Here is a 22772-nt window from a genome sequence, read left to right as displayed (position 1 = left end):
TGATGAAATTCAATGAAGGTAATGAAGGGAGATATGCGATGAGCATTAGCGATAAGAAACGCGCCTGGGAGGAAGGGGCGGTCCAGAAGAGCCTTGCGAAGGCACCGGAGAGACGGGAGACCTTCAGCACCGGCTCCGCGATCGAAGTTCAGCGCTGCGCCACCCCCGACTACGACTACCCGGACTTCCAGGAGAAGCTCGGCTTCCCGGGGGAGTTCCCCTTCACCCGTGGCGTGCAGCCCACCATGTATCGCGGCAGGTTCTGGACCATGCGCCAGTATGCCGGCTTCGGCAACGCCGCCGAGTCGAACGAGCGCTACAAGTACCTCCTCTCCCAGGGGCAGACCGGGCTTTCCATCGCTTTCGACCTCCCCACCCAGATGGGGTACGACTCAGACGCCGCCATGAGCCGCGGCGAGGTCGGCAAGGTCGGGGTAGCCATCGACACCCTCGCCGACATGGAGACCCTCTTCGACGGCATCCCGCTGGACAAGGTCTCCACCTCCATGACCATCAACTCCACCGCGGCTATTCTCCTCGCCATGTACATCGCGGTGGCGGAAAAGCAGGGGGTCGACGCCACCCGCATCTCCGGGACGATCCAGAACGACATCCTGAAGGAGTACATGGCGCGCGGCACCTACATCTACCCGCCGCGCGAGTCGATGCGCCTCATCACCGACATCTTCGCCTACTGCAAGGACCAGGTGCCGAAGTGGAACACCATCAGCATCTCCGGATACCACATCCGCGAGGCCGGCTCCAGCGCCGTCCAGGAAGTCGCCTTCACCCTCGCCGACGGCATCGCCTACGTGGAGGCGGCGATCAAGGCGGGGCTCGACGTGGACGAGTTCGCGCCGCGACTCGCCTTCTTCTTCAATTCCCACAACAACCTCCTGGAGGAGGTGGCCAAATTCCGGGCGGCCCGCCGCATGTGGGCCCGCATCATGCGCGACCGCTTTAAGGCCCGCGACCCGCGCTCCCAGATGCTGCGCTTCCACACCCAGACGGCAGGCTCTACCCTCACGGCACAGCAGCCGGACAACAACATCATGCGCGTCACCCTGCAGGCGCTCGCCGCCGTTCTCGGCGGGACCCAGTCGCTGCACACCAATTCCCGCGATGAGGCGCTGGCGCTCCCGACGGAGGAGTCGGTGCGCATAGCGCTGAGGACCCAGCAGGTCATCGCGCACGAGTCCGGCGTCGCCGACACTGTCGATCCCCTGGCGGGAAGCTTCTTCGTGGAGGAGCTGACGGACAGCATCGAGCGGGAGGCATTGGCCTATATAGAGAAGATCGACTCTCTCGGGGGCGCCGTCGAGGCGATTTCCATGGGATTCCAGCAGAAGGAGATCCAGGATTCGGCCTATGCCTACCAGCGCGCGGTGGAGAAAAACGACGCCATCATCGTCGGGGTGAACCGCTTTACGGTGGAGGAGGCTCCGCCGCAGGGGCTTTTGAAGGTAAAGGAAGAGGTGGAGCTAAGTCAGAAGGCGGGGCTCGCCAGGGTGCGCGCGGCCCGCGACGGCGCCGCGGTGGAGACGAAGCTCAAAGCGCTGGAGGAGGCGGCGAGAGGAACGGAAAACCTGATGCCTTTCATTCTCGACGCCGTAAAGAGCTACGCCACCCTCGGGGAAATTTCCGACGTCCTGCGTGGGGTGTTCGGCGTGCACCGCGAGACGGTCGTCCTGTAGATTCCGTCACCTGTAACCATCCCGTAACAGGCACGTAACATCGTGCTGCTACTGTGCAGCCATTCCTCCTCCCGCAAGAGGCGGGGGGGCGAGAGACCGCGAGGTTCAGATGCTCAGCAAGATCGCCCATATCGGTGTCGCCGTCCACTCCATCGAGGAGTCGCTCCCTTTCTACCGTGACGCGCTTCAGATGACCTGCTCCGGTTGCGAGGAGGTGGCATCACAGAAGGTGAAGGTCGCCTTCCTGGAAATAGGAGGCTCCCGGATCGAGCTCCTGGAGCCGACTTCTCCGGAAAGCCCGGTCGCCAAGTTCCTGGAAAAGAACGGCCCGGGGATGCACCACGTGGCGTACGAGGTGGCGGATCTGGCAGGGGCGCTGGCGCAGCTGAAGGCGGCGGGGACCAGGCTCATCGACGAGACCCCCCGCGAGGGCGCTCACGGCAGCAGGATCGCCTTCATTCACCCGAAAAGCTCCGGGGGAGTCCTTACCGAACTGTGCCAGTACCCGGGAGGGGGAAAGCACAGTTAGATTTTTAATATTGACTTTTCATCGGAAATACATATAGTAACGCCTGCTTTATATCCGAGCCTACATAACGCGTCGCTGGATCTATTTCACCGGCAGACGGAAAATACTGTATACGAGGGGCAGATAAGCGGGCATAAAGGTTAAATTTTCTTGACTAGAATTAGTCACTGATGCAGTATTTCTCGTCGAAACTTTCACCTGACACAATCATGCATTTTTTTTGAATCGGGTAGTACAACCATTAACAGGAGGGAAACCAATGAGCTTTAAAAAGCAGATACTCGCGATCGCCGCAGTAGGCGCGCTGAGTGCCGCAACCGCAGTGCCCGCCATGGCGCTGGAAAACGAGTTCCACGGTATGTACCGCGCCTTCGGCTTCATGTCCAACGCATACAACGGCACTTCCGCCATCACCCTGGCTCCGGGTGCCCACACCAACGCCTTCGCAGAGCAGCGTGCCCGTATCCAGTATATTGCCAAAGCCAACGACAACCTTAAATTGATCACCCACTTCGAGCTCGACAGCCGCTTCGGTGGCGCGAGCTACGGCACCTCCGGCAAGTACGCCGGGTCTGGCGATGCCGGCCAGCTCGATGCCGACTCCGTCTCCCTCGAGACCAAAAACGTCTTCCTCGATTTCAACGAGCCGTTCTCCGGCACGAACTTCAAGGTCGGTGTGCAGCCGTGGGCTGACGCCTACGGCTCCACCTTCGCCCTCTTCGACGGCGCTGGTATCCAGGTCAGCAGGAAGTTTGGGGCATTCACCCCGACCTTCGGCTGGTTCCGCGTCAACGACACCTCCCTGAACGGCGGCAGCGCGTTCGGTGGCCAGTCCGCCGGCGTGGTTGGCAAGAAGACCACCGACATCGTCGTCGTGGACGGCAAATTTGCCGTCAACAAGGACCTGACCGTCGGCGCGTCCTACTACGGCGTGTACAACGACGCATTCACAGGCACGACCTTCGACTCGGCAACCGCCTCCGCAGCCGTCAACTTCCGCGAGCTGCACATGATCGGCGCCAACGCGTCGGCCAAGTTCGGTCCGGCAGCAGTGAACGTCTTCGGTGCGTACCAGGTCGGCGAGCAGACTCCAGGCCGCAACATCAGCGCATTCGGCGCCGGTGCTACCGGCAAGGTGAAGGTCGGTCCGGGCAACGCGAACCTCGCGTTCCTCTACCTCTCCGGCGACAAGGATGCCACTACCGGCGACAACGAGCAGAGCGGCTGGCAGTCCCTCTCCGCCAACACCACCTACTTCGCACCGGCGAACATGTGGCTGATGATCCGCTCCCCGCAGAGCATCAACTCCAGCGAAGGGCTCGGCGGCAACTTCCTGAACAAGGGTGGCCGCGGCTTCATGGGCTTCTTCGGCGGGTATGAGTACGCTGCAGGGAAATTCTTCGCCAACGCCAACGCCGGCGCAGGCTTCGTCCCCAACCCCGGCAAGACTGGCGGCGTGGAGCAGGACGACTACCTCGGCACCGAGGCGAACATCCAGATCGGTTACAAGGTCTATGACAGCCTCAGCGTCAGCCTGATCGGCGCCTACCTCTTCCTCGGCGATGCCGTCAACAGCCCGACGGACGCGAAGCGACTCTCCGGCACCGGCGCCTCCAACTTCACTGCCTACGCCGACGATCCGTACCTGACCGCAGTACAGTTCAACTACGTTTTCTAGGAACCTCCAGTATCACGAGCGCTCTGACAAGGGCAGGGCGTTCGTGATATGCTAAAGTAGTTAGTAATGGATTTACTAACTACAGGAGGTGCACCATGAAGAGGCTCGTCGTACTGATTTTCTCCGCAATCATGATGACAGCAGCGGTTCCGGTTCTTGCCCAAGAGACGGCACAGCAAAAAGACGAATGCCTGCTTACATCGAAGAAATGCGCGAACCAGGTAGACACGATTCAGCAAAAGATCCGGAAGTTGAACAAAGAAATTTCCAAAGGTACCAAGGTGTACACTCCGGAGGAGCTGAAGAAACTGCAGGCGAAGCTGGACGAGACGAACATGATGCTGGACGACCTCCTCCAGCCGTAAACCCGGTACTACCGTTGCAGAATGAGGGGGGCGAGTCGAAACGGCTCGCCCCCTTTTTTGTTTGTAATTCCGCCGAGGCAGCACGCAGGCGATTTCCAGGAAGGCTTTGAGGTACGCAATGAAACACTTTTTTTTGGCCGTGGTTGTTGCCTTTTCTCTGCTTGTGCCGGGGTTTGCGGCAGCAGAGGGGGCAAAGGTATTTGTGGAGCCCTTCTCGGTTGCCGGAGGGGGTGATCCCTCCCTCGCCGGCGCCCTGCAAAATCTCCTCGCCAGCCGTCTCAGCGGGAAGGATCTCCAGGTACAGCAGAGCCCGGCAGGGGCGCAGCTCCTGGTGAAAGGAAGCCTCACCCAGTTCGGCAAGAGCTTCAGCATCGATGTGGCGGCGATGGAGCCGGCCGGCACCGTAGTGACCCGTGCCTACGAGCAGGGTGAAGGACAGGAAGGAATACTCCCTGCGCTGAACAAGTTGGCTGAAAAGCTCTCCTCCCAGATGAGCACCGCACTCGCTCGCCGTCCTGCGGCCGCTCCTCTGCCGGAGCCGGCGGCGGTTGCCGCACCCGCACCGGTTGTGCGACCCGTCCCCGTCGAACAGGGCGCAGTGGTGCGTCCCGCCCCTGTCGAGCAAGGGCAGGTCCTGCGCTCAGCGAAGCCCCTCACCCAGCATCAGCGCATCGAAGGCGTGTTCATTGCCATGGCTCCGATCAGGAACCTCCCGGAGGGGAATCGCGAGGTTTACCTCGCCCGCCAGGAGAGCCTCTACTATTACCGCGTCGGGAAGAAGGTAGAGAAAGTCGCGGAGGCAACACTGTCGACCGGGAATAAGATCATCGCTCTCGACAGCGCCGATCTCGATGGCGACGGCACCCCTGAGGCGTATGTCACGGTGCTGCAGTCAGGGGAGCTGGCATCGCAGGTCTGGACGATCAAGGAGGGGAAACTGACGAAGGTCGTTGAAAACCTCCCCTACTTCTTCCGCTCACTCTCCGGTCCGGGGCAGGGCGGCAAGATCTTCGCACAGCAGATGGGGCGTACCACGGACTTCTATGGCCCTGTCTTCGAAGTAAAAAGGACCGGCAGCAAGATCGAGCTGAAGAATCCGGTGACCCTCCCCGACAACGGCAACATCTACAACTTCACCAGCTTCACCGACATCAACGGGACGTGCTACACCGTCATCCTCAACGAGGACGGGATCCTTGTCGTCTACTCCGCAGACGGAAGCGAGCTCTGGCGCAGCAACGACAAGTACGGCGGGGTCGATGTGTACATCAGCAGGGACGACCAGCAGAACCAGCCGATCACCGGCAGCGCAGTGAGAAAGGTCTTCCTGCAGCCGCGCATGGAGGTGAGCAAAACCGGCGAAATAGTGGTGGCACAGAATACCGGGACCTTCGTGGTCGGCAACAACCGCGCCTACTCCAAGCACTCCATCTACTCCTTCGCCTGGAACGGAGCAAGCATGGAAGAGCGCTGGCACACACGTCCGGTCGACACCTACCTCCCGGACTTCCGATTCGATGAAGCCCGCGGCGAGCTTCTCCTTCTTGAAGTTGTGAAAAAGGAAGGAATCATCAACAAGGGCGCCTCCACGGTGACAGTAAAACAGGTGAACTAGAGGTTCATTTGACGCGCGGCAAAAAGAGGGGGCGCTCCTTGAGGGGGGCGCCCTTTTTGCGTATTCCCCTTTTGCGAAGAGGCGCCGAAAAGTAGGCCGGGATAAGCCGAAGGCGTTCCCGGCAGTCCACCTTCACGTCCGCCGCGACGGTTACCTTGACACCGCACCCGCAGCCGCCGGAAACGCTTCGCTTATTCCGGCCTACATGGCCCACCCCTGCCGGCCGGAGCCCGCCCCGAAATCACCACACCCTCCCCACTTCTCTGCGCAACACCTTTCCCAGAGCGGGTTTAATCGTTGACATCACCGGTGGGTACTGCTAGGATTTCAGGCTTGCATGCCGCCCGCCCTCGGGCCCTCACAGAACTCTCTCTTACCATGGAAAAGCCTTGACCAATCCTCTTTGCATAGAAGCGCCCCTCCCCAAGGGAGTAACAGATTTTCTTCCAGAGCAGGCAGACAAGATCGCCCACATCGAAGGGAAGATCAGCAAGGTCTTCGAACTCTGGGGCTTCAGACGTATCATCACCCCCCTTCTCGAATTCCAGGACGTCATGAGCCGCGGCATGGGCGAAGCGCTGAAGGAAAAAGCCTTCCGCTTCGACGACCGTCAGACCGGGAAGCTCCTCGCCATCCCCCCCGACATCACGCCGCAGATCGCCCGCATCGTGGCGACGCGCATGCACGCCTACCCGCTGCCGCACCGCATCTACTACAACGGCCGCGTCCTGCGTCATGCCGAGCAGCAGTCCGGCCGCAGCAGGGAGGTTTTCCAGTCCGGTGTCGAGCTCATAGGTCTCAGCTCCCCCGAGGCGGATGCCGAGATGGTGGCGATGGCGGTCGAGGCGCTGCGCGCGCTCGGTTTCGACAATTTCAAGATCGACCTGGGCCAGGTCGATTTCTTCCGCGGCATCATGCTCTCCTCCGGGCTCCCCGCTGCCACGCAGAACCTCCTTTCCATCGCCATCGCGAAGAAGGACGTTTCGGCAGTGCGCGAGATCCTGGAAAAGGAAGAGGCTTCCGACGCGGTGAAGGAGAGTATCGCAGCACTGCCGCGCCTCTACGGCGGGCGCGAGGTGCTCGAGACGGCGCGGCGGGTGGCCAACAACGAGCGCTCCCTGAAGGCCCTGGACAACATCGCCCAAGTCCTGGAGATTCTCGACATCCACGGCGTCTCCGACTATCTCACCATAGACCTCGGCGAGATCCGCGGGCTCGACTACCACTCGGGGCTCACCTTTGAGGGGTTCGTGGCGGGGCTTGGCGAGGCGGTCTGCGGCGGGGGACGCTACGACGACCTCACCGGCAAGTACGGTTTCCCGGCGCCTGCCACCGGTTTTGCCTTCAACATCCTGGCGCTTCTCAACGCCCTGGGACACCGCCCGGAGGTTGAGGCGAGCAAGACGCGGGACTTCCTCCTCTTCAACCAGAAGGAGGACCGTCGCGAGGTGCTGCAGATCGCGCAGACACTGCGCCGGAAAGGGTACACCACCGCCCGCGACATCATCCGTCGCGATCTGGAAAACTCCCTTGCCTACGCAAAGAGGATGCATTTCAAGCAGATGCTGGTACTGGGCGGCGAGCAGTGCGGCGAAGACGAAGTATTTATTGTGCGGGTCGCTGACCGGCGCGGGGTAGCGGTAAAGAAGGAAGCACTCTTCAGGGATGACTTTTCCCCGAAATTTGAGCCGTAAGGAGACGGGTAATGGCTAACGTCGTCATCATCGGCGCCCAGTGGGGCGACGAGGGTAAAGGTAAGGTAGTTGACATCTATACGCAGTTCGCGGACGACGTCGTTCGCTTCCAGGGGGGGAACAACGCGGGTCACACGCTTGTGGTGGGAGACGAAAAAGTCATCCTGCACCTCATCCCTTCCGGCATACTGCACGCAGGCAAGCGCTGCGTCATCGGCAACGGCGTGGTACTTGACCCGGAGGTATTCATCCGGGAGATCACCAACCTGAAGGCAGCGGGTTACCTGAAGGACGACTCCGCCCTCATCCTTTCCGAGTCGCTGCACCTCATCATGCCGTACCACAAGCGCATCGACCTGGCGCGCGAGGCGAAAAGCGGCCACAAGAAGATCGGCACCACCGGCAGGGGGATCGGCCCCGCCTACGAGGACAAGACCGGCCGCCGCGGTATCCGCCTCATGGACCTCCTCGACCCGAAGGCGTTCGCCCGGAAGCTGAAGGACGCCCTGGAGGAAAAGAACCTTATCCTGGAGCACCTCCTGGGGGACAAGCCGTTCACCTTCGAGGAGATCTACGACGAGTACATGGTGTACGCCGAAACGCTGCGCATCTACGCCGCCGACACCTCTCTCCTGCTGCACCAGGACATGAAGGCGGGGAAGAAGCTCCTCTTTGAAGGCGCCCAGGGGACCCTGCTGGACATCGACCACGGGACCTACCCGTTTGTCACCTCCTCGTCGACCTGCGCCGGCGGCGCCTGCACCGGCACCGGTGTCAGCCCGAGGGAGATCCACGAAGTCATCGGCATCTCCAAGGCGTACGCCACCAGGGTCGGCAGCGGCCCCTTCCCCACCGAACTGGAGGATGAGACCGGCGACGCGCTGCGCAACGCCGGGCGCGAGTTCGGCTCCACCACCGGACGGCCGCGGCGCTGCGGCTGGTTCGACGCCGTCGTGGCGCGCTACGCCGTGCGCGTGAACGGCCTCTCCGGCATCGCCCTCACGAAGCTCGACGTCCTTTCCGGCCTCGAGGCGGTGAAGATCTGCACCGGCTACACCTTCGAAGGGAAGGTTCTGGACGAGATCCCGGCGCAGCTCGAGGTTATCGAGAAGTGCCGCCCGATCTACGAGGAGATGCCCGGCTGGGAGGGGGACATCACCACCGCGAAGAGCCTCGACGAGCTGCCGGAAAACGCGCGCAACTACATCAACCGCGTCGAGGAGCTGTGCGGTGCGCCGATCGTCCTCGTATCCGTCGGCCCGCGCCGCGACGAGACGATCATCCTGCGCAACCCGTTCGAAGGATAAAGATCGGCAGGGGCAGACACCGGGGTAACATCTGGTAAAATCTGGAATGTCGCGCAGATTTTGGCGGATATGCAGCGTCGGCAGAGTCTTTAATTTTTGTCGGCGACCCTGAAAAAAGTGTTGACCTCCAGAGATCCATTTGCTATAAAGTGGGTCTCTTGACTGGCAGTATTAATGAGCCGCTAGCTCAGTCGGTAGAGCACCTGACTTTTAATCAGGTGGTCGTTGGTTCGACCCCAACGCGGCTCACCATTTTAGTCCCCATCGTCTAGCCCGGCCCAGGACACCGCCCTTTCACGGCGGCGACGCCGGTTCAAATCCGGCTGGGGACGCCATATTGGAAAGGCCCGCATCACGGGCCTTTTTGATGACAATTTAAGAGCCGCTAGCTCAGTCGGTAGAGCACCTGACTTTTAATCAGGTGGTCGTTGGTTCGACCCCAACGCGGCTCACCATCCTCAGGGGGACAGGCACCCTCTTCACAAGGTGCCTGTCCCCCTCTTTTTTTCTTCAGCATATTTGGCCGTTTTAGTCCCCATCGTCTAGCCCGGCCCAGGACACCGCCCTTTCACGGCGGCGACGCCGGTTCAAATCCGGCTGGGGACGCCATAAAGAAAAGCCCTGTCACCTCACGGTGACAGGGCTTTTTTTCGTTCTTCCCCGGAAACTCCTACCAGCGGTCCCGGCGGTGCTCCCACCTTTCATGGTCGCCGTACCACCTGCCGCGGTACTCGCGCCGATCGTCGCGATGATGGCACTCCCTGTCGCGGTAGTAGCTTATCTCCCGGTACGAGAAGCGACGCAGCTCCGGCGGGAGGGCGCGGCCACGTGCCGCCATCCACGGTCCGTTGCAGGTGGGGGCGGCATACCAGTAGCCCCCGCGGTACAGGTAGTAACTCTGCCCTATGTACGCGATGTCATACGGGTTGTCGGAGACGTAAAAGCCGAGGTCCGGCGAGTAGACAAAACGCGGGGCGGCCCGCGGCACAGGGGGTGGAGGCGGAGCTTCATATACCACGGCCGGCGGCGGAGCCACCACCACCGGAGGGGGAGCGTAGAAACCTACGCTCACGTTCATACCTGCATGAGCCGCCGCGGAATGGGCAAGCACGACTGCAAAGAGTGCTACAGCTACCTTTTTCATGACTTTCTCCGTTTCCCCCTGCGCATCAGGCCATCCCGGCATGTCGCGCGGTCCCTCTTTTAGAATCCTTCATGCCCGCCGTGGCGCGGCCCCTCGTGATGACGGTTTTTCATCTTCTGCTCCCACTCGCCCTGCAGCGTTTTGAACTTCTTCTGCTGCTCGGGCGTGAGGATGGACATCAGCTCTTTCGCCCCCTGCCCCTTCAGGACGGCAAGGTCCGCCTCTACCGCCGCAACCCTCGCGCTCTGGGCGCGGATGGCCTTCTCGTCGGCATTCCCCGAGTGGATAAGGGTACGAAGCTGCTGCCTCTCGTTTCGCAGGTTGTCCAGGAGCGGCTTCATGGTCGCATGTTTCTTCTCGAACGCTCCCTTCACCTGTGCGGCTTGCTTCTCGTTGAGGTTCAGCTCCTTTGTGAGGCGCTTCAGGAAATGCTCTCCCCCCTTTCCTTTCTCGAAGCGGCAGTCACCAAAGCGTCCCCCTTCTTCCGGCCCGTGCGCGGGTCGTGCAGCCGGCTCATTGGCCGAGGCAACTCCTCCGAGCGCGATCATGGAAGAAAACCCTGCAGCAACGATCATGGTAGCGACTGATCTTTTCATCTCTTTCTCCTTCCGGTCCTGTGTGTGAACTTCGATGATTGAAGAGTAGTCGGGGAATGAGGAGAAAATGTGGAAGAATTGCGGAAAGAGGAGAGAGTACCGGAAGAGGAAGAGGTAAGGTGCCTACCGCCCTTTTCTGTCAAAGGTATTGCCTGCCGCCGGCTGAGGATGTATAGGAGAGGAGGTAGAAAAAGGAGGAGTCACTATGAATGACAGTGCGAAGGTCGCGGTGGTCACAGGCGCAGGTCAGGGCATAGGAAAAGGGATCGCGATGCACCTTGTCGGCGACGGCTACCGCGTGGTCATTGCCGACATAGACGCGGAAGCCGCCGAAGAGGCTGCAGCGCAGGTCGGCGCCGCCGCTCTTCCCGTCATTGTGGACGTCGCAGACGAAGGGAGCGTGCAGGCGCTTTTCCAGGCCACCATTTCCCGTTTCGGACGTCTCGATGCCCTCGTCAACAACGCGGCTTTCGCCGGCGCACATCTCGGCCCTGTGGAGCAGTTGGAACTCTCCACCTGGAACAGGCTGATTGCCACCAATCTCACCGGCGTCTTTCTCTGCAGCAAACATTCGGCAGCCCTGCTGCGCGCCAGCCGCGGGTCGATCGTCAACATTGCCTCGACACGGGCTCTGCAATCCGAAGCCGACACTGAAGCCTACTCCGCCAGCAAAGGGGGTGTGGTCGCACTCACCCACGCTCTGGCAATGAGCCTCGGGCCTGAGGTGCGGGTCAACTGCATAAGTCCCGGCTGGATCGCTGTGGAGGACTGGAAAAAGCAATCACGACGCAAGGAGCCGCAGCTTCGCCCGGAGGATCATGCCCAGCATCCAACCGGGAGGGTGGGGAAACCGGGGGATATCGCGTCGCTCGCTGCGTACCTTTTATCCGACAGTGCCAGCTTCATCACCGGCCAGAATTTTGTGGTAGACGGCGGCATGACGCGAAAGATGATTTACCTCGACTGAGCTCACTCTTTTGCCCATACACCACAAAGAAGAAGCCCCCGCCATGTCAGTTGCGGGGGCTTCTCACTTTGTGCTCTCTGCAAAACCTACATCCCGTCCATGATGTGCCACATCCCCATCATCCCTATGTCTTCATGCTCGATGATGTGACAGTGGAACATGGACATCCCTTCCCAGTCCATGACCGGCATCAGAACGGTCGCACTTCCCATCTTCGGTATATTCACCACGTCCTTCCACGCCGGGATCTTCGTGTACAGGTCGGCATAGTCCCTGTCCCCGCCGGTGGTGGAGAGGACCTGGCAGGCGTTCACATGCTGGTGGAACGGGTGGTCCATGCCGCTCTGGTTGAGGATCTCCCATACCTCGTACTCCCCGAGCTTGGACATTACGGTATAGGAATGATCCATGTCCACGAAGCTCTGGCCGTTTATGTACCCCTTCCCCATCATCATGCTGAGGGTCAACTGCCTGCGCTCCAGAGGAGCCAGGTCGAAAGCCGGGCGGACGGCGTCCCGGTTGATGGCCGAGGGGATCACATCACTTGCGGAAGGGCCCTTACCATACTTCAGTGTAAGAAGCGTGACCTGCTGCAGCGCGTTCATGCCGCGATCGTACGGGAGGGAGAGAAGCTTGAAGGTCCCCGTCCCCTGCGTCCCCTGGACCAGCACGTCGATCCGCTCCCCTGGAGCCACCAGAATCTGGGTCAGCGGGTACGACTGATCCACAAGGCCGCCGTCGGTCCCGATGACGTGCATGGTGTGCTTGTCCAGGGACAGCTTCAGGTAGCGCGCGTTGCAGGCATTGACGATCTGCCAGCGCTGCACCTGACCGGGGGCAATCTGCAGCACCGGGTTCACCTGCCCGTTCACCGTGACGATGTTACCCTCCTTGCCGCGCATGTAGTCCGACATCGTGCTGTACGCTGCCGGCGCGGAACCGCTGAGGGTGATGTCCTTCACCATCATGATGTGGGTCTGGAACCCGCTCAGCGGGCTGTCTGCACCATCACCGATGACGAGCGGCCCCGCCAGCCCTCCCCAGTACTGCTCCGCTACCGTGCCATGAACATGGGGATGATAGAAGTTCAGGTGCCCGGCGCTTTCGTACCTCAGGTCGTAGCTGTAGTGATATTCCTCACCCGGGCGCAACTGCACCATCACGTTGTCCCCCGGCGAGTTTGGCGTGACGTGCAATCCGTGGGTGTGGAGGTTGGTAATGTTTCGCTGATGTCCCAGCAGGTTCGTCGCACTCGTCTTCGGGAGGTTGTTTTTCAGGCACACCTCCAGCGTCCCGTTCTTTTCCGCGCGCATTACCGGGCCGGGGTACATGCCGTTGTAGGTAAGGAGATTTGCATTGGTGCTCCCCAGCCGAACGCTCGACTGCTGTACCGTTATCTCGTACTCCGTTCCCGATTTCGGTGCCTCAGGCAGATCGGCGAATGCCGGGCCAGGGGAAGGGTCTATGACCGTGACACTCCCCGACATGCCACCCCCGCCCATGCCCCCTCCAGCCATGCCGCCACCCATCATGGCTCGGGCTGCCGCACCGGAAAGCTCGAGATACGTCGCTGCCGTACCGGCTGAAGCCAGAACCATAAACTTCCTGCGGTTAATCCCCTTCATCTTCATGTCGACCTCCTGTGTATCACGGAACGCCAATGCGATTATGGTGCGCGCTGCTTTGGGTGCTTCATTTATAGCAGGCGCGCGAGCGGGGACAACAGTTGGCATGCTTATTTCCCCGCAGATTGTGCGGGAATGGAGTGGCAGCGGGTGCCGAGGGGGGGGAGCTAAAAGAGGAGAAACGCGTGGCGCCAGAAAAAGAACCGTGCTGGCGAGCAGAAAGGCGCTGTGCAGGCCTAGAAGATCAAGCCCTCCTGCTCACCTTTTTCGCCCTTCTCCTGCATGCAAAGGGCAAGCTCGTGAAGCGGCGGCGGCAGAGGTAGAGCAAGAAGGCGGTTCAAACGGAGCAGGTCGTCCGGAGAGAGCGGTTTTTTGGTCGCGAGAGCATCAAGCGCAGCGGGATCCATCCGCCACGGGTCCCACGCCACGTTGGCTGCGGTGCAGAGGGCGCCGATGTCGAGGGCGATCTCCAGTCCCGCAGGATCAGGATCGCAGGCCACCAGGACCGGAGCCGGGGAAAGCGCCAGAAGCCTCGCCACTGATTCTTTCCACCACGAAGGGGCAAAACCCGGTACCCAGAGAACCCCGTCCACACCGCCTCGTTCGCGGGCCACACGCTCGAAAACGGTGCGGTTCTCGAGGATCCGCCAGCACGGGACGTGACCTTCGATAGAAGTGACCGCCTTGATCGTTCCCGGCGAAAGACCGAGGAAATCGGGAACGGTCTGCAAATCGAGGATACCGCCGACCCCTTCCAGCGCCAGGGGGGCGCGAAGCCACAGCGCCGGCGTGTGCCTCGAAATTCCTTCCCCCTCCAGATCGAGGGAGCTTTCCAGCCAGCTCCATTCGGCGCCGGAGATCCCCTTAGTGTCACCGACCGCGAAAAGTGAGAAGTCGCGGCGGGTGCCACACTGTCCGGCACTTATCCAGCGGTCAAGGGCGCAGAGAATGCCGTGACGACGCACCCCCCGTTCCGGAGGGAAGTTCAGCAAGGAGCGCTGCAACTCCTCGAGACGGACATTCTCCAGCGGCATCTCAAGCCGTTCATCCCGCAGCTGCCGCATCTCCTCGCGGTTGGTGAGCCCCACCGCCTGCCGCGTCTCTTCAAGAGCCAGAAACTCCACCCAGACCGTCTGCCACGGCCCGCCGTCCCGCTTCTCCTCCACTTCGACGATCCCTGATTTCAGCAGGGCATCAAAGAGCGCAAAGGCGTCCTGCACCCGCCTGCTTCCTGCGGCGCCGAGCATGGACTTCCAGCTCCGCCTGCCCCCCTCGTTTTTCAGCCACGTCCTCAGGAGCTCGCGCCAGTCCTCAGGCCAGAGGGCTATGTCGGAAAGGCGCAGATGTAGCGCCTTCCTCTTTCGCCTGCCGCGCAGTGTACTGACTGCGCCGCCCCCGAGGCGGCAGGTCACGATCCCGTCGGCATCGGGAGCGGACCATTTGACAGGCGCGACGGCGGTCATTTCTTCGCCTCCGGCCGGTGACGCATGAGAAAAGCAACGGGGGGTGCCCACTTTTCAGGATGGCGCCGTTTCTGGGTCACCAGGGTGAGGTCCGAGGTCTTGAAGACGTTCACGTTGTGCGTGTTCGGTGTGGTGAGCACGTACTGGGCGCGGGTCGCCTCGAGGAAGGCACCTACCTTGTCGATGTTGAACACGTCAAGGTGCGCGAACGGCTCGTCGATGAAGACAAACCCTCCGGTGCGGCTCTCGTCCATGAGGAGGCCGATCAGGAGGATCAGGGACTTCATGACCTGCTGTCCGCCAGAAGCCTCGCCGTCGTTGAGGCCGATCATCCCTTTCTGGTCAAAGTTGAACTTTACGTTCAGCCCCGCCTGGGCGAGCGAGAGGTCCTCGTTCACCAGGTGGGGCGGTTCCACCTCGACCCCTATGGCGGCAAGCTCGCCGAGCGAGCGCACGTTGCGGGTGTAGCGCCGGACCGTGGCGCGCAGGACGTTTATGTAACTTTCCCGCGCCTCCTCCGTGACGGTGATGTGCCGGTGGTGGTGAATACGGCGCACCTTGATCGTTTCCTCCAGGTGGCCGTAGTCTACCGAGAGCTTCTCCCTGACCGCCTCCACCTGCTCGTCGGTGACCCAGCTCCCCTCCCCGAGGCGGTCCCTGAGGCGCTTGATGTCCCTGCGCACCGCCTCTGCCGAGTCATACTGCTCCCGCAGCTCGTCGAGCGCCGCGCGCGAGTACCAGCGCGGCGGCATGGGACGGCGCCTCTCGCGATAGTCCTTGATGCGCTCCACCTGCTGCCGCTGCAGGTTCTGGAAATCCTTGGTATCCCACTGGAGAGAGCGCTCCTCCGTCTCGATCTTGTCGTTGAGGCCGCTGCGGCCGCTCTGGAGAGCGACTCGCTCCTCGCGAGCGGCCTTCAGGCGCTCGGTACGCTCGGCGAGAGCCTGTGCGGCTTCCCCCCTCTGCCGCGCGAGCTCGGGAAGCTCCTTCTCCGCTGTGGTGAACGCCTCTGTGCGGGCGGCAAGTTGCTGCGCCGCGTCGACGCCGGAAAGGAGCGACTGGATCTCATCGATCCGGCGCGACACCTTGTCAATCTCGGCTGCAAGTCTCTTTTCTCGCCCCTGCAGCGTCTGTAGCTCCGTCTCGAGCTCGATGATGAGGCTTTTCCTCGCGGACTCCCCGAAGAGGAATTTGTCGACCCCGATGTAGCGTCCCCCGCGACGTTCCCGATGGTACCCTTCCGGGGTGATCCAGGAGATGTCGGAGGAAAAGATGCTTCCTTCCTGCACAGACTCGACACGCCTGATGCGGGAAAGCTGCTCCACAAGCCATCCGGGGGGATGTTCGTCGAACTCCACCACCTGCAAAAGGGATCCCGCAGGTGCGGCGGGGACGGGGGCGCGGTCCGCGACCACGAAGTTGCGGTATCGGAGTTTCTCTCCGAGCTCCCAGGCGCGCTGCCTGTCGGCCGGGTTCTTCAGGAGCACGATATGCGCGTAAGGGGCAAGGACTCCCTCCAGCGCCTTCTGCCAGGAGGGGTCGGAGATCTCCACGATCTCGGTGAGAAGCCGGTGCGGAATCAGGGCCTTGTTGAGCTGCTGGCGGAACTCCTGGACGTGCGCCGGCTCCAGCTTCTCCCCAGCAAGGAGAGCCGGAATGCGAGCCCGTATCTCGCGGATCTGGTGGCGCACCTGCTTCAGATCGTAGTTTTTGTCGGAGAGCGACTCCCGCGCGGCGCGCTGCTCCGCGGCAAGGGCCGGCGCGTCGAACCCGGCCTCCTGCTGCCTGCAGAGCGCCTCCAGCCCTTCGCGGTCCTTGAGCACCCGCTCGGCATCACGCTCGGCGTCGCGGCGAGTGGTAAATTCCTCGCGAGCGAGAGACTCTGACTCCTCAAGCTCCTTCTCGGCACCCCGCGCCACTTCCAGCTCCTGGGAGAGGGATGCCTTTCTCTGCTGCAGCTCCTGGAGCGATCTGCGCCGCGCCTTCAGTTCGACCCGTTTTTTTCGAAGCCCCGGGGCATTACCCGCTATGCGCCCCAGGAGGTCCGAGAGCTCGGCACATGGGAGGGTTTGCAGGGAAAGCTTTTCCACCTCCCTGGTGAGGCTTTGCCATTCCCGGAAGGAGTTCACGTTCGCCTCGGCCTCGCGCAGGCGCACCCCGAGACGCGCCAGTTCCTCCTCCAGCTTGTCGAGTTCCCGCCCCAGCTCAGCCTGCTCATGCTTTGCCTGCTGGTAGTTGTCGAGCACCTCCTGATCGCCGAAGACGCTGAAGACGAGCTCCAGAAGCTGCCGCGGCGAGTATTCGCACAGCTTGTCCGTGTCCCCCTGCTCCAGGGAAAGGACGTGGCAGATGGCATGGGTGAGGCCTGCCTGCTCCAGCCGCTGCCGGTAGTCCCGCACCCCGATCCAGCTCCCCTGTTCCTCCAGCTTTTCGATCGGAACGTCACCTTCCGCGATGAGGTACTGGCGCTGCCAATCGCCCCCTTTCTTCCGGATTTGGCAGGCGAGGGTCACCTGGTCGGTGAGGAGAGGGAAAAAGGGGCGGAATCCGGATTCTTGGCGCTCGTTGTCCACCACCGCGCGCAGCCAGCTGAACGGCTTGTCAGAGCGGCGCACGTAGCGCTTGTAATCGCGGCCGGAGGAGCAGTCGATGCACAGCAGGGTGCGGAGCACGTCGAGCAGGGTCGTCTTCCCGGAGCCGTTGGGGCCGACGATGGTGATGACATTGGCCTCCATCGGCAGGGTGAAGCGCTCCCAGAAGTCCCAGTGGACGACTTCAACCTTCAGGAACCTAAACATCCTCATCCTCCTCGTCCCACTGCGAATCGTGCGACGGCTTCACCCCGTCCAGGTGGCGCCCCAGGAGATCGAAGAGGGCACCGTCGATGACGCGCCCGGCGAGCTGGTGGTAATCGAGCACCAGATCGAGCAGTGGTCCCTCATAGATCTCCTCCTGGCGCTGTACGATAAACCCGAGGCGTGCGAGGGTGCCTAGGTTCATCTTTATCTTCGTCGACTTGCCGAGCTTCTCTCCGAAGTCGGCTATGAGAGCGGAACGGCTGATCGGCGCGGAGACGGTGCGTCCGGTTTCCAGAGGTTTTTCATCCGCAAAAAGCTCGGTCTGGTCCTCCGCCTCGCCAAGCTCCTTCCGCTCGATCTGGCGCTGACGCTTGGGGAGGATGATGAGGGACCAGAGGACCATCAGCAGCGCGATGGCGCTGCGGTCCAGGTTCATGGTATTTGAAAGCCAGCTCTCCTGCTCGCCGAGCACCGACTGCTCCATGTCCCGCGCCAGTACGAGGGTCACGTGCCCTGAGTACGGGTTGTCCAGGAATTTGAGGCCGCAGGAGTGCAGGCGAGTGTCCAGCTCCTGGCGGAACGCGTCATCCGTCAGCGCCTTTCGAACCAGCTTATCCTGCCTCGGGAGATGCTGATGCGCCAAAAGCTTCGCCACCAACTCCCGTATCTGCTTCTCCATCTTCGTCTCCGTATTTCTTGTCGGTATCTTTTGGTGTCATCGATCCAGCACTCATGGAGTGAATCTCGAAATCCCCCACCGGGACGCTCTCCCCTGTCAGTCGCATGAGGAGAGGAAGCCTCGCGAGCTCCGCGACGCCCCCCTCAATCGCACCCGACTCAGGGTTGCCGATCAGGGCAGCGAGCGAGAGTCGATAGGAGCTGACGGCAAAACTTTCTGCAGGAATGGCAAGGTGAAGGGGAGTCTCCTCCTCAAGGTCGCCGAGGGAATCGAGGAAGTTATGGAGGCGGCTCAGGTCCTCGGCGGCGAGTTCTAGCTCCCCCGCCGTGGGAGCTTCCCGCGCCGGCGGGAGAACGGCAATCTCCTCCTCGGCACGCAGGCGGTCGACCAGTTCGAACTCCGCCACGTCGAGTGCCACGTCCCCCAGCAGGCAACCCAGTTGGGCCGGGAAGGCCACGGCGTCTGTCGCGAGCGCACAGAGCTTGTCGTAATCAAGCATGCGCAGCCACCGGTGTATGTCTGTGGTGGAAAGTCCGCTCTGCCCCAGGTGCACCTTCTGTCTTTCCAGCTGGTTCAACGTGCGCTGAAAGACTGAGCTCATGCGCAGCATGCGGCTTTGCACCTGGCCGATCTTCTGAGCTACCCGGTGGGTGCCGATGTCGAGGTCAGGGTCCGCCGCAATGACTTTCATGATCTCCGTCCCCTTCTCGACCCACTTGAGGACGGAATCGAGCTTTTTCTCCGCCTGGTGAATACGGAGCTCGGATCCGGAAAGGACGGCGCGGTTGAACTCGTCCTCCAGTTCGTTTAGTCGGGAAAGAAGGTGCTGCAGGTCATCAGTGGCGACGTTTCCGAGTGAATGGCTGGCGGCAAGCTGCGAGGTGATGTAGCCGATCTCACCACCATCCTCATCAGAAAAGCGCAGCAGGACGGAAAGCGCGGAAAGGGCCATGCGTCCGTAGGTACTGACCTGGTAGAGAGAAGATTCGGGGTTCCACATCAGGAGACCGGTGTCGCGCAGGCGGTGCAGCACCGTGTGGAATTTCGTCTCCTCGAGGTAGGAGAAGTGAGCACGGAGTTCTTGCGGGCTCCAAAGCGGCTGCTCGCCGCGGTGGCCGATCTCGCGCAATACAAGGAGGCGGATGAGCACATCCTCGTCGGTACCGCGGAAGAGCGCAGTGAACGCACTCAGCGACTCCTGTGCGCGCAGGAGCGGAAAGAGTGCAGGCAAGTCCTCAGGCTCTATCCCGGCTCGGAAATATTCTTGAGATAACATGAAACTACCAACCTCGGCGGGAGTAGGAAGTGGAAATCAAGCGTGCAAGTTTATAGCACGAAAAGAAGGGAAAACGTGAAAGGAAGTGAAGAGCCGAAAGGAGTTCCGAGCAACGTCCACAACGTCCACAACGTCCACAACGTCCACAACGTCCACAACGTCCACAACGTCCACAACGTCCACAACGTCCACAACGTCCACAACGTCCACAACGTCCACAACGTCCACAACGTCCACAAGGTCCGTCGGTCCCGCGCCAGCGCCAGCCATGAAGCATCAGACGCAGAAAAGCCCCACCTCTTTCGGGGTGGGGCTTTTCAATTAAATTCCCTGCGGCGACCTACTCTCCCACACAGCTTCCCGTGCAGTACCATCGGCCCAGAGAGGCTTAACTTCCGTGTTCGGGATGGGAACGGGTGTGACCCTCTCGGCATTGCCACAGAGAAACTTTTCGCTTTCGACCTTTCGGCCTCAAGCACTTCGTTTCTCCAATCGCATAGTCTTCTGATCTGTCGGCAGTCGCAGCATATAATCGGGGGGTGGAGGTCCACCCCCCTTCAATAATTTTTTATGGTCAAGCCTCACGGCCGATTAGTACCGGTAAGCTGAGTACATTACTGTACTTACACACCCGGCCTATCAACGTTGTGGTCTACAACGGGCCTTCAGGGGATTGCTCCCGGGGATACCTAATCTTGAAGGAGGCTTCCCGCTTAGATGCTTTCAGCGGTTATCCTTTCCGTACATAGCTACCCAGCGACTGCTCCTGGCGGAACAACTGGCACACCAGAGGTACGTTCAACCCGGTCCTCTCGTACTAAGGTCAACTCTTCTCAAGTATCCTACGCCCACGGTAGATAGGGACCAAACTGTCTCACGACGTTTTAAACCCAGCTCGCGTACCGCTTTAATTGGCGAACAGCCAAACCCTTGGGACCTACTTCAGCCCCAGGATGCGATGAGCCGACATCGAGGTGCCAAACCTCCCCGTCGATGTGAACTCTTGGGGGAGATCAGCCTGTTATCCCCGGCGTACCTTTTATCCGTTGAGCGACGGCCCTTCCATACAGAACCGCCGGATCACTAAGACCTACTTTCGTACCTGCTCGACTTGTGGGTCTCGCAGTCAAGCTCCCTTATGCCTTTACACTCTACGGCTGGTTTCCAATCAGCCTGAGGGAACCTTCGCGCGCCTCCGTTACTCTTTGGGAGGCGACCGCCCCAGTCAAACTACCCATCAGACAGTGTCCCCGATCCGGATGACGGACCTGGGTTAGACACCCAAACCAACCAGGGTGGTATTTCAAGGATGGCTCCACCGAAACTGGCGTCCCGGATTCACAGCCTCCCACCTATCCTACACAAGCTAATTCGAATGTCACTGTCAAACTGTAGTAAAGGTGCACGGGGTCTTTCCGTCTTACCGCGGGTACTCGGCATCTTCACCGAGAATTCAATTTCGCTGAGCCACTGGTTGAGACAGCGCGGAAATCGTTACGCCATTCGTGCAGGTCGGAACTTACCCGACAAGGAATTTCGCTACCTTAGGACCGTTATAGTTACGGCCGCCGTTTACCGGGGCTTCGGTTCAAAGCTTCACCTTGCGGCTAACAAATCCCCTTAACCTTCCGGCACCGGGCAGGCGTCAGACCCTATACGTCGTCTTGCGACTTTGCAGAGTCCTATGTTTTTAGTAAACAGTCGCTACCGCCATTTCTCTGCGACCCTCCTCAGCTAGGCGAGCGAATCGCTTTCACCAAAAAGGGCATACCTTCTCCCGAAGTTACGGTATCATTTTGCCGAGTTCCTTAACCAGTGTTCTCTCAAGCACCTTAGGACATTTATCCTCACCCACCTGAGTCGGTTTACGGTACGGTCACCTGCTGTCTGAAGCTTAGAGGCTTTTCTTGGAAGCATGGGATCGACGACTTTACGGGGATACCCCCTCGTCATCAGCTCTCAGCGTTGAATAGAGAAAGGGATTTGCCTCCTTCTCCCGCCTACAGCCTTAAACCAGGACAACCAGCGCCTGGATCGCCTACCCTTCTCCGTCCCCCCATCGCAACAACAGGTGGTACAGGAATATTAACCTGTTTCCCATCAACTACGCCTTTCGGCCTCGCCTTAGGGACCGACTAACCCTACGCAGATTACCTTTACGTAGGAAACCTTGGGTTTTCGGTGACAAGGTTTCTCACCTTGTTTTTCGCTACTCATGTCAGCATAATCTCTTGTGATACCTCCAGCCGTCCTCGCGGTCGACCTTCACAGGCTTACACAATGCTCCCCTACCACTCGCTCCTTAAGAAGCGAATCCGCAGCTTCGGTACTACGCTTGAGCCCCGTTACATTTTCCGCGCAGACCCACTCGACCAGTGAGCTATTACGCTTTCTTTAAAGGATGGCTGCTTCTAAGCCAACCTCCTGGTTGTCTGGGCATTTCCACATCGTTTTCCACTTAGCGTAGATTTTGGGACCTTAGCTGGCGGTCTGGGCTGTTTCCCTTTCGACCGCGGATCTTATCACCCGCGGTCTGACTCCCACAGTAACAGTTAACGGTATTCGGAGTTTGGTTAGGTTTGGTAATCCGGTAAGACCCCTAGCCCATCCAGTGCTCTACCCCCGTTACTTACTCTGTGAGGCTATACCTAAATATATTTCGGGGAGAACCAGCTATCTCCGAGTTTGATTAGCCTTTCACTCCTATCCACACCTCATCCCCTGGCTTTTCAACGCCAGTGGGTTCGGGCCTCCACGAAGTGTTACCTTCCTTTCACCCTGGACATGGATAGATCACCCGGTTTCGGGTCTACTCCCAGCAACTATGGCGCCCTGTTCAGACTCGCTTTCGCTGCGGCTCCGTTCTATGAACTTAACCTCGCTGCTGAGAGTAACTCGCTGACTCATTATGCAAAAGGCACGCGGTCACACTGGATTGCTCCATAGTGCTCCCACTGCTTGTAGGCATACGGTTTCAGGTTCTATTTCACCCTCCTCATTGGAGTACTTTTCACCTTTCCCTCACGGTACTAGTGCACTATCGGTCAGAGAGTAGTATTTAGCCTTGGGAGATGGTCCTCCCGGATTCCCACCCGGTTCCACGTGCCGGGCGGTACTCGGGGACACCCTAGGGTGAATCATGGTTTCGGATACGGGGCTATCACCCACTATGGCCGGACTTTCCATTCCGTTTTCCTACCAATCATCAATCCCACGTCGGGGCCCCACAACCCCCTAAGTACCGAAGTACTTAAGGTTTGGGCTGGTCCGCGTTCGCTCGCCGCTACTGACGGAATCACTATTGTTTTCTCTTCCTGGGGGTACTTAGATGTTTCAGTTCCC

Annotated in this window: 16 protein-coding genes, 4 tRNA genes and 2 rRNA genes (1 of these 22 only partly in view); 12 read left to right on the top strand and 10 right to left on the bottom strand. The window is 60.4% G+C overall.

From position 1 onward, the window contains the following. Positions 1-38 precede the first annotated feature (38 nt). From LPW11_RS11385 to LPW11_RS11335, 11 genes are all read left to right on the top strand, one after another. Positions 39-1694 carry an acyl-CoA mutase large subunit family protein gene (locus LPW11_RS11385; RefSeq protein ID WP_230994013.1) on the top strand — a complete coding sequence of 552 codons (1656 nt, stop codon included), beginning with the start codon at positions 39-41 and terminating at the stop codon, positions 1692-1694. 109 nt (positions 1695-1803) lie between these two features. Next, positions 1804-2223 (top strand): methylmalonyl-CoA epimerase, encoded by a 420-nt coding sequence (mce, locus tag LPW11_RS11380; protein WP_230994012.1) that lies wholly within the window; start codon positions 1804-1806, stop codon positions 2221-2223. A gap of 259 nt (positions 2224-2482) precedes the next feature. Then, complete coding sequence (locus tag LPW11_RS11375) at positions 2483-3901, top strand: porin (RefSeq protein WP_230994011.1); 1419 nt, start codon at positions 2483-2485, stop codon at positions 3899-3901. Positions 3902-3996: 95 nt separating this feature from the next. Next, the gene (locus LPW11_RS11370) at positions 3997-4266 is read left to right on the top strand and encodes a hypothetical protein (RefSeq protein WP_230994010.1); all 270 of its coding nucleotides are present in this window, start codon (positions 3997-3999) and stop codon (positions 4264-4266) included. A 118-nt stretch (positions 4267-4384) separates the two neighbouring features. Beyond that, entirely contained in the window at positions 4385-5881 is a 1497-nt protein-coding gene (locus LPW11_RS11365) for a VCBS repeat-containing protein (RefSeq protein ID WP_230994009.1), read from the top strand. Positions 5882-6270: 389 nt separating this feature from the next. After that, entirely contained in the window at positions 6271-7575 is a 1305-nt protein-coding gene (locus LPW11_RS11360; protein WP_230994008.1) for an ATP phosphoribosyltransferase regulatory subunit, read from the top strand. A gap of 11 nt (positions 7576-7586) precedes the next feature. Next, on the top strand, positions 7587-8882 hold the full coding sequence (locus LPW11_RS11355) for an adenylosuccinate synthase (RefSeq protein ID WP_230998231.1): 1296 nt from the start codon (positions 7587-7589) through the stop codon (positions 8880-8882). A 176-nt stretch (positions 8883-9058) separates the two neighbouring features. Beyond that, positions 9059-9134: transfer RNA gene (locus tag LPW11_RS11350), tRNA-Lys, on the top strand. Positions 9135-9139: 5 nt separating this feature from the next. After that, a tRNA-Glu gene (locus LPW11_RS11345) sits at positions 9140-9217 on the top strand. Positions 9218-9261: 44 nt separating this feature from the next. Next, positions 9262-9337 (top strand) — tRNA-Lys (locus LPW11_RS11340). Positions 9338-9413: 76 nt separating this feature from the next. Continuing rightward, a tRNA-Glu gene (locus tag LPW11_RS11335) sits at positions 9414-9491 on the top strand. Positions 9492-9552: 61 nt separating this feature from the next. On the opposite strand, the gene LPW11_RS11330 is transcribed toward LPW11_RS11335, so the two are convergent. Beyond that, positions 9553-10026 (bottom strand): hypothetical protein, encoded by a 474-nt coding sequence (locus LPW11_RS11330; RefSeq protein ID WP_230998230.1) that lies wholly within the window; start codon positions 10024-10026, stop codon positions 9553-9555. Positions 10027-10085: 59 nt separating this feature from the next. Then, positions 10086-10622, bottom strand: coding sequence for a Spy/CpxP family protein refolding chaperone (locus tag LPW11_RS11325; RefSeq protein ID WP_230998229.1), 537 nt, complete (start codon positions 10620-10622; stop codon positions 10086-10088). A gap of 205 nt (positions 10623-10827) precedes the next feature. Between LPW11_RS11325 and LPW11_RS11320 the strand changes: the two genes are divergently transcribed. Beyond that, on the top strand, positions 10828-11589 hold the full coding sequence (locus tag LPW11_RS11320; protein WP_230998228.1) for a glucose 1-dehydrogenase: 762 nt from the start codon (positions 10828-10830) through the stop codon (positions 11587-11589). 86 nt (positions 11590-11675) lie between these two features. Here LPW11_RS11320 and LPW11_RS11315 read toward each other — a convergent pair whose 3' ends face one another. The 8 genes from LPW11_RS11315 to LPW11_RS11280 form a co-directional block, all read right to left on the bottom strand. Then, complete coding sequence (locus LPW11_RS11315; RefSeq protein ID WP_230998227.1) at positions 11676-13220, bottom strand: multicopper oxidase family protein; 1545 nt, start codon at positions 13218-13220, stop codon at positions 11676-11678. 230 nt (positions 13221-13450) lie between these two features. After that, positions 13451-14677 carry a DUF2399 domain-containing protein gene (locus tag LPW11_RS11310; protein ID WP_230998226.1) on the bottom strand — a complete coding sequence of 409 codons (1227 nt, stop codon included), beginning with the start codon at positions 14675-14677 and terminating at the stop codon, positions 13451-13453. After that, a complete protein-coding gene (locus LPW11_RS11305; protein ID WP_230998225.1) occupies positions 14674-17475 on the bottom strand; it encodes an ATP-binding protein in 2802 nt (933 codons plus the stop codon). The genes LPW11_RS11310 and LPW11_RS11305 overlap by 4 nt, the downstream gene beginning before the upstream one ends. After that, positions 17468-18154, bottom strand: a complete 687-nt coding sequence (locus LPW11_RS11300; RefSeq protein WP_230998224.1) for a hypothetical protein — start codon at positions 18152-18154, stop codon at positions 17468-17470. Before LPW11_RS11300 ends, LPW11_RS11305 begins: the two co-directional genes overlap by 8 nt. After that, a complete protein-coding gene (locus LPW11_RS11295; RefSeq protein ID WP_230998223.1) occupies positions 18087-19385 on the bottom strand; it encodes a hypothetical protein in 1299 nt (432 codons plus the stop codon). The genes LPW11_RS11300 and LPW11_RS11295 overlap by 68 nt, the downstream gene beginning before the upstream one ends. 81 nt (positions 19386-19466) lie before the next feature. Continuing rightward, complete coding sequence (locus LPW11_RS11290; RefSeq protein ID WP_230998222.1) at positions 19467-19700, bottom strand: hypothetical protein; 234 nt, start codon at positions 19698-19700, stop codon at positions 19467-19469. Between the two features lie 57 nt (positions 19701-19757). Continuing rightward, positions 19758-19874 (bottom strand): 5S ribosomal RNA (gene rrf, locus LPW11_RS11285). 126 nt (positions 19875-20000) lie between these two features. After that, positions 20001-22772, bottom strand: a 23S ribosomal RNA gene (locus tag LPW11_RS11280); it runs 188 nt beyond the window's last position.

This window comes from Geomonas sp. RF6, assembly GCF_021044625.1.
GTDB lineage: Bacteria > Desulfobacterota > Desulfuromonadia > Geobacterales > Geobacteraceae > RF6.
The sequence above is the reverse complement of the archived record's forward strand: the minus strand, read 5'-3'. Positions and strand labels throughout refer to the sequence as shown.

What these genes read in the sequence shown, in the direction of transcription:
- LPW11_RS11325 (WP_230998229.1), bottom strand. Translation starts at nt 10,622, where the DNA reads ATGAAAAGATCAGTCGCTACCATGATCGTTGCTGCAGGGTTTTCTTCC.
- LPW11_RS11375 (WP_230994011.1), top strand. Translation starts at nt 2,483, where the DNA reads ATGAGCTTTAAAAAGCAGATACTCGCGATCGCCGCAGTAGGCGCGCTG.
- LPW11_RS11330 (WP_230998230.1), bottom strand. Translation starts at nt 10,026, where the DNA reads ATGAAAAAGGTAGCTGTAGCACTCTTTGCAGTCGTGCTTGCCCATTCC.
- LPW11_RS11315 (WP_230998227.1), bottom strand. Translation starts at nt 13,220, where the DNA reads ATGAAGATGAAGGGGATTAACCGCAGGAAGTTTATGGTTCTGGCTTCA.
- mce (WP_230994012.1), top strand. Translation starts at nt 1,804, where the DNA reads ATGCTCAGCAAGATCGCCCATATCGGTGTCGCCGTCCACTCCATCGAG.
- LPW11_RS11300 (WP_230998224.1), bottom strand. Translation starts at nt 18,154, where the DNA reads ATGGAGAAGCAGATACGGGAGTTGGTGGCGAAGCTTTTGGCGCATCAG.
- LPW11_RS11385 (WP_230994013.1), top strand. Translation starts at nt 39, where the DNA reads ATGAGCATTAGCGATAAGAAACGCGCCTGGGAGGAAGGGGCGGTCCAG.
- LPW11_RS11320 (WP_230998228.1), top strand. Translation starts at nt 10,828, where the DNA reads ATGAATGACAGTGCGAAGGTCGCGGTGGTCACAGGCGCAGGTCAGGGC.
- LPW11_RS11310 (WP_230998226.1), bottom strand. Translation starts at nt 14,677, where the DNA reads ATGACCGCCGTCGCGCCTGTCAAATGGTCCGCTCCCGATGCCGACGGG.
- LPW11_RS11290 (WP_230998222.1), bottom strand. Translation starts at nt 19,700, where the DNA reads ATGGCTGGCGCTGGCGCGGGACCGACGGACCTTGTGGACGTTGTGGAC.
- LPW11_RS11365 (WP_230994009.1), top strand. Translation starts at nt 4,385, where the DNA reads ATGAAACACTTTTTTTTGGCCGTGGTTGTTGCCTTTTCTCTGCTTGTG.
- LPW11_RS11305 (WP_230998225.1), bottom strand. Translation starts at nt 17,475, where the DNA reads ATGTTTAGGTTCCTGAAGGTTGAAGTCGTCCACTGGGACTTCTGGGAG.
- LPW11_RS11355 (WP_230998231.1), top strand. Translation starts at nt 7,587, where the DNA reads ATGGCTAACGTCGTCATCATCGGCGCCCAGTGGGGCGACGAGGGTAAA.
- LPW11_RS11370 (WP_230994010.1), top strand. Translation starts at nt 3,997, where the DNA reads ATGAAGAGGCTCGTCGTACTGATTTTCTCCGCAATCATGATGACAGCA.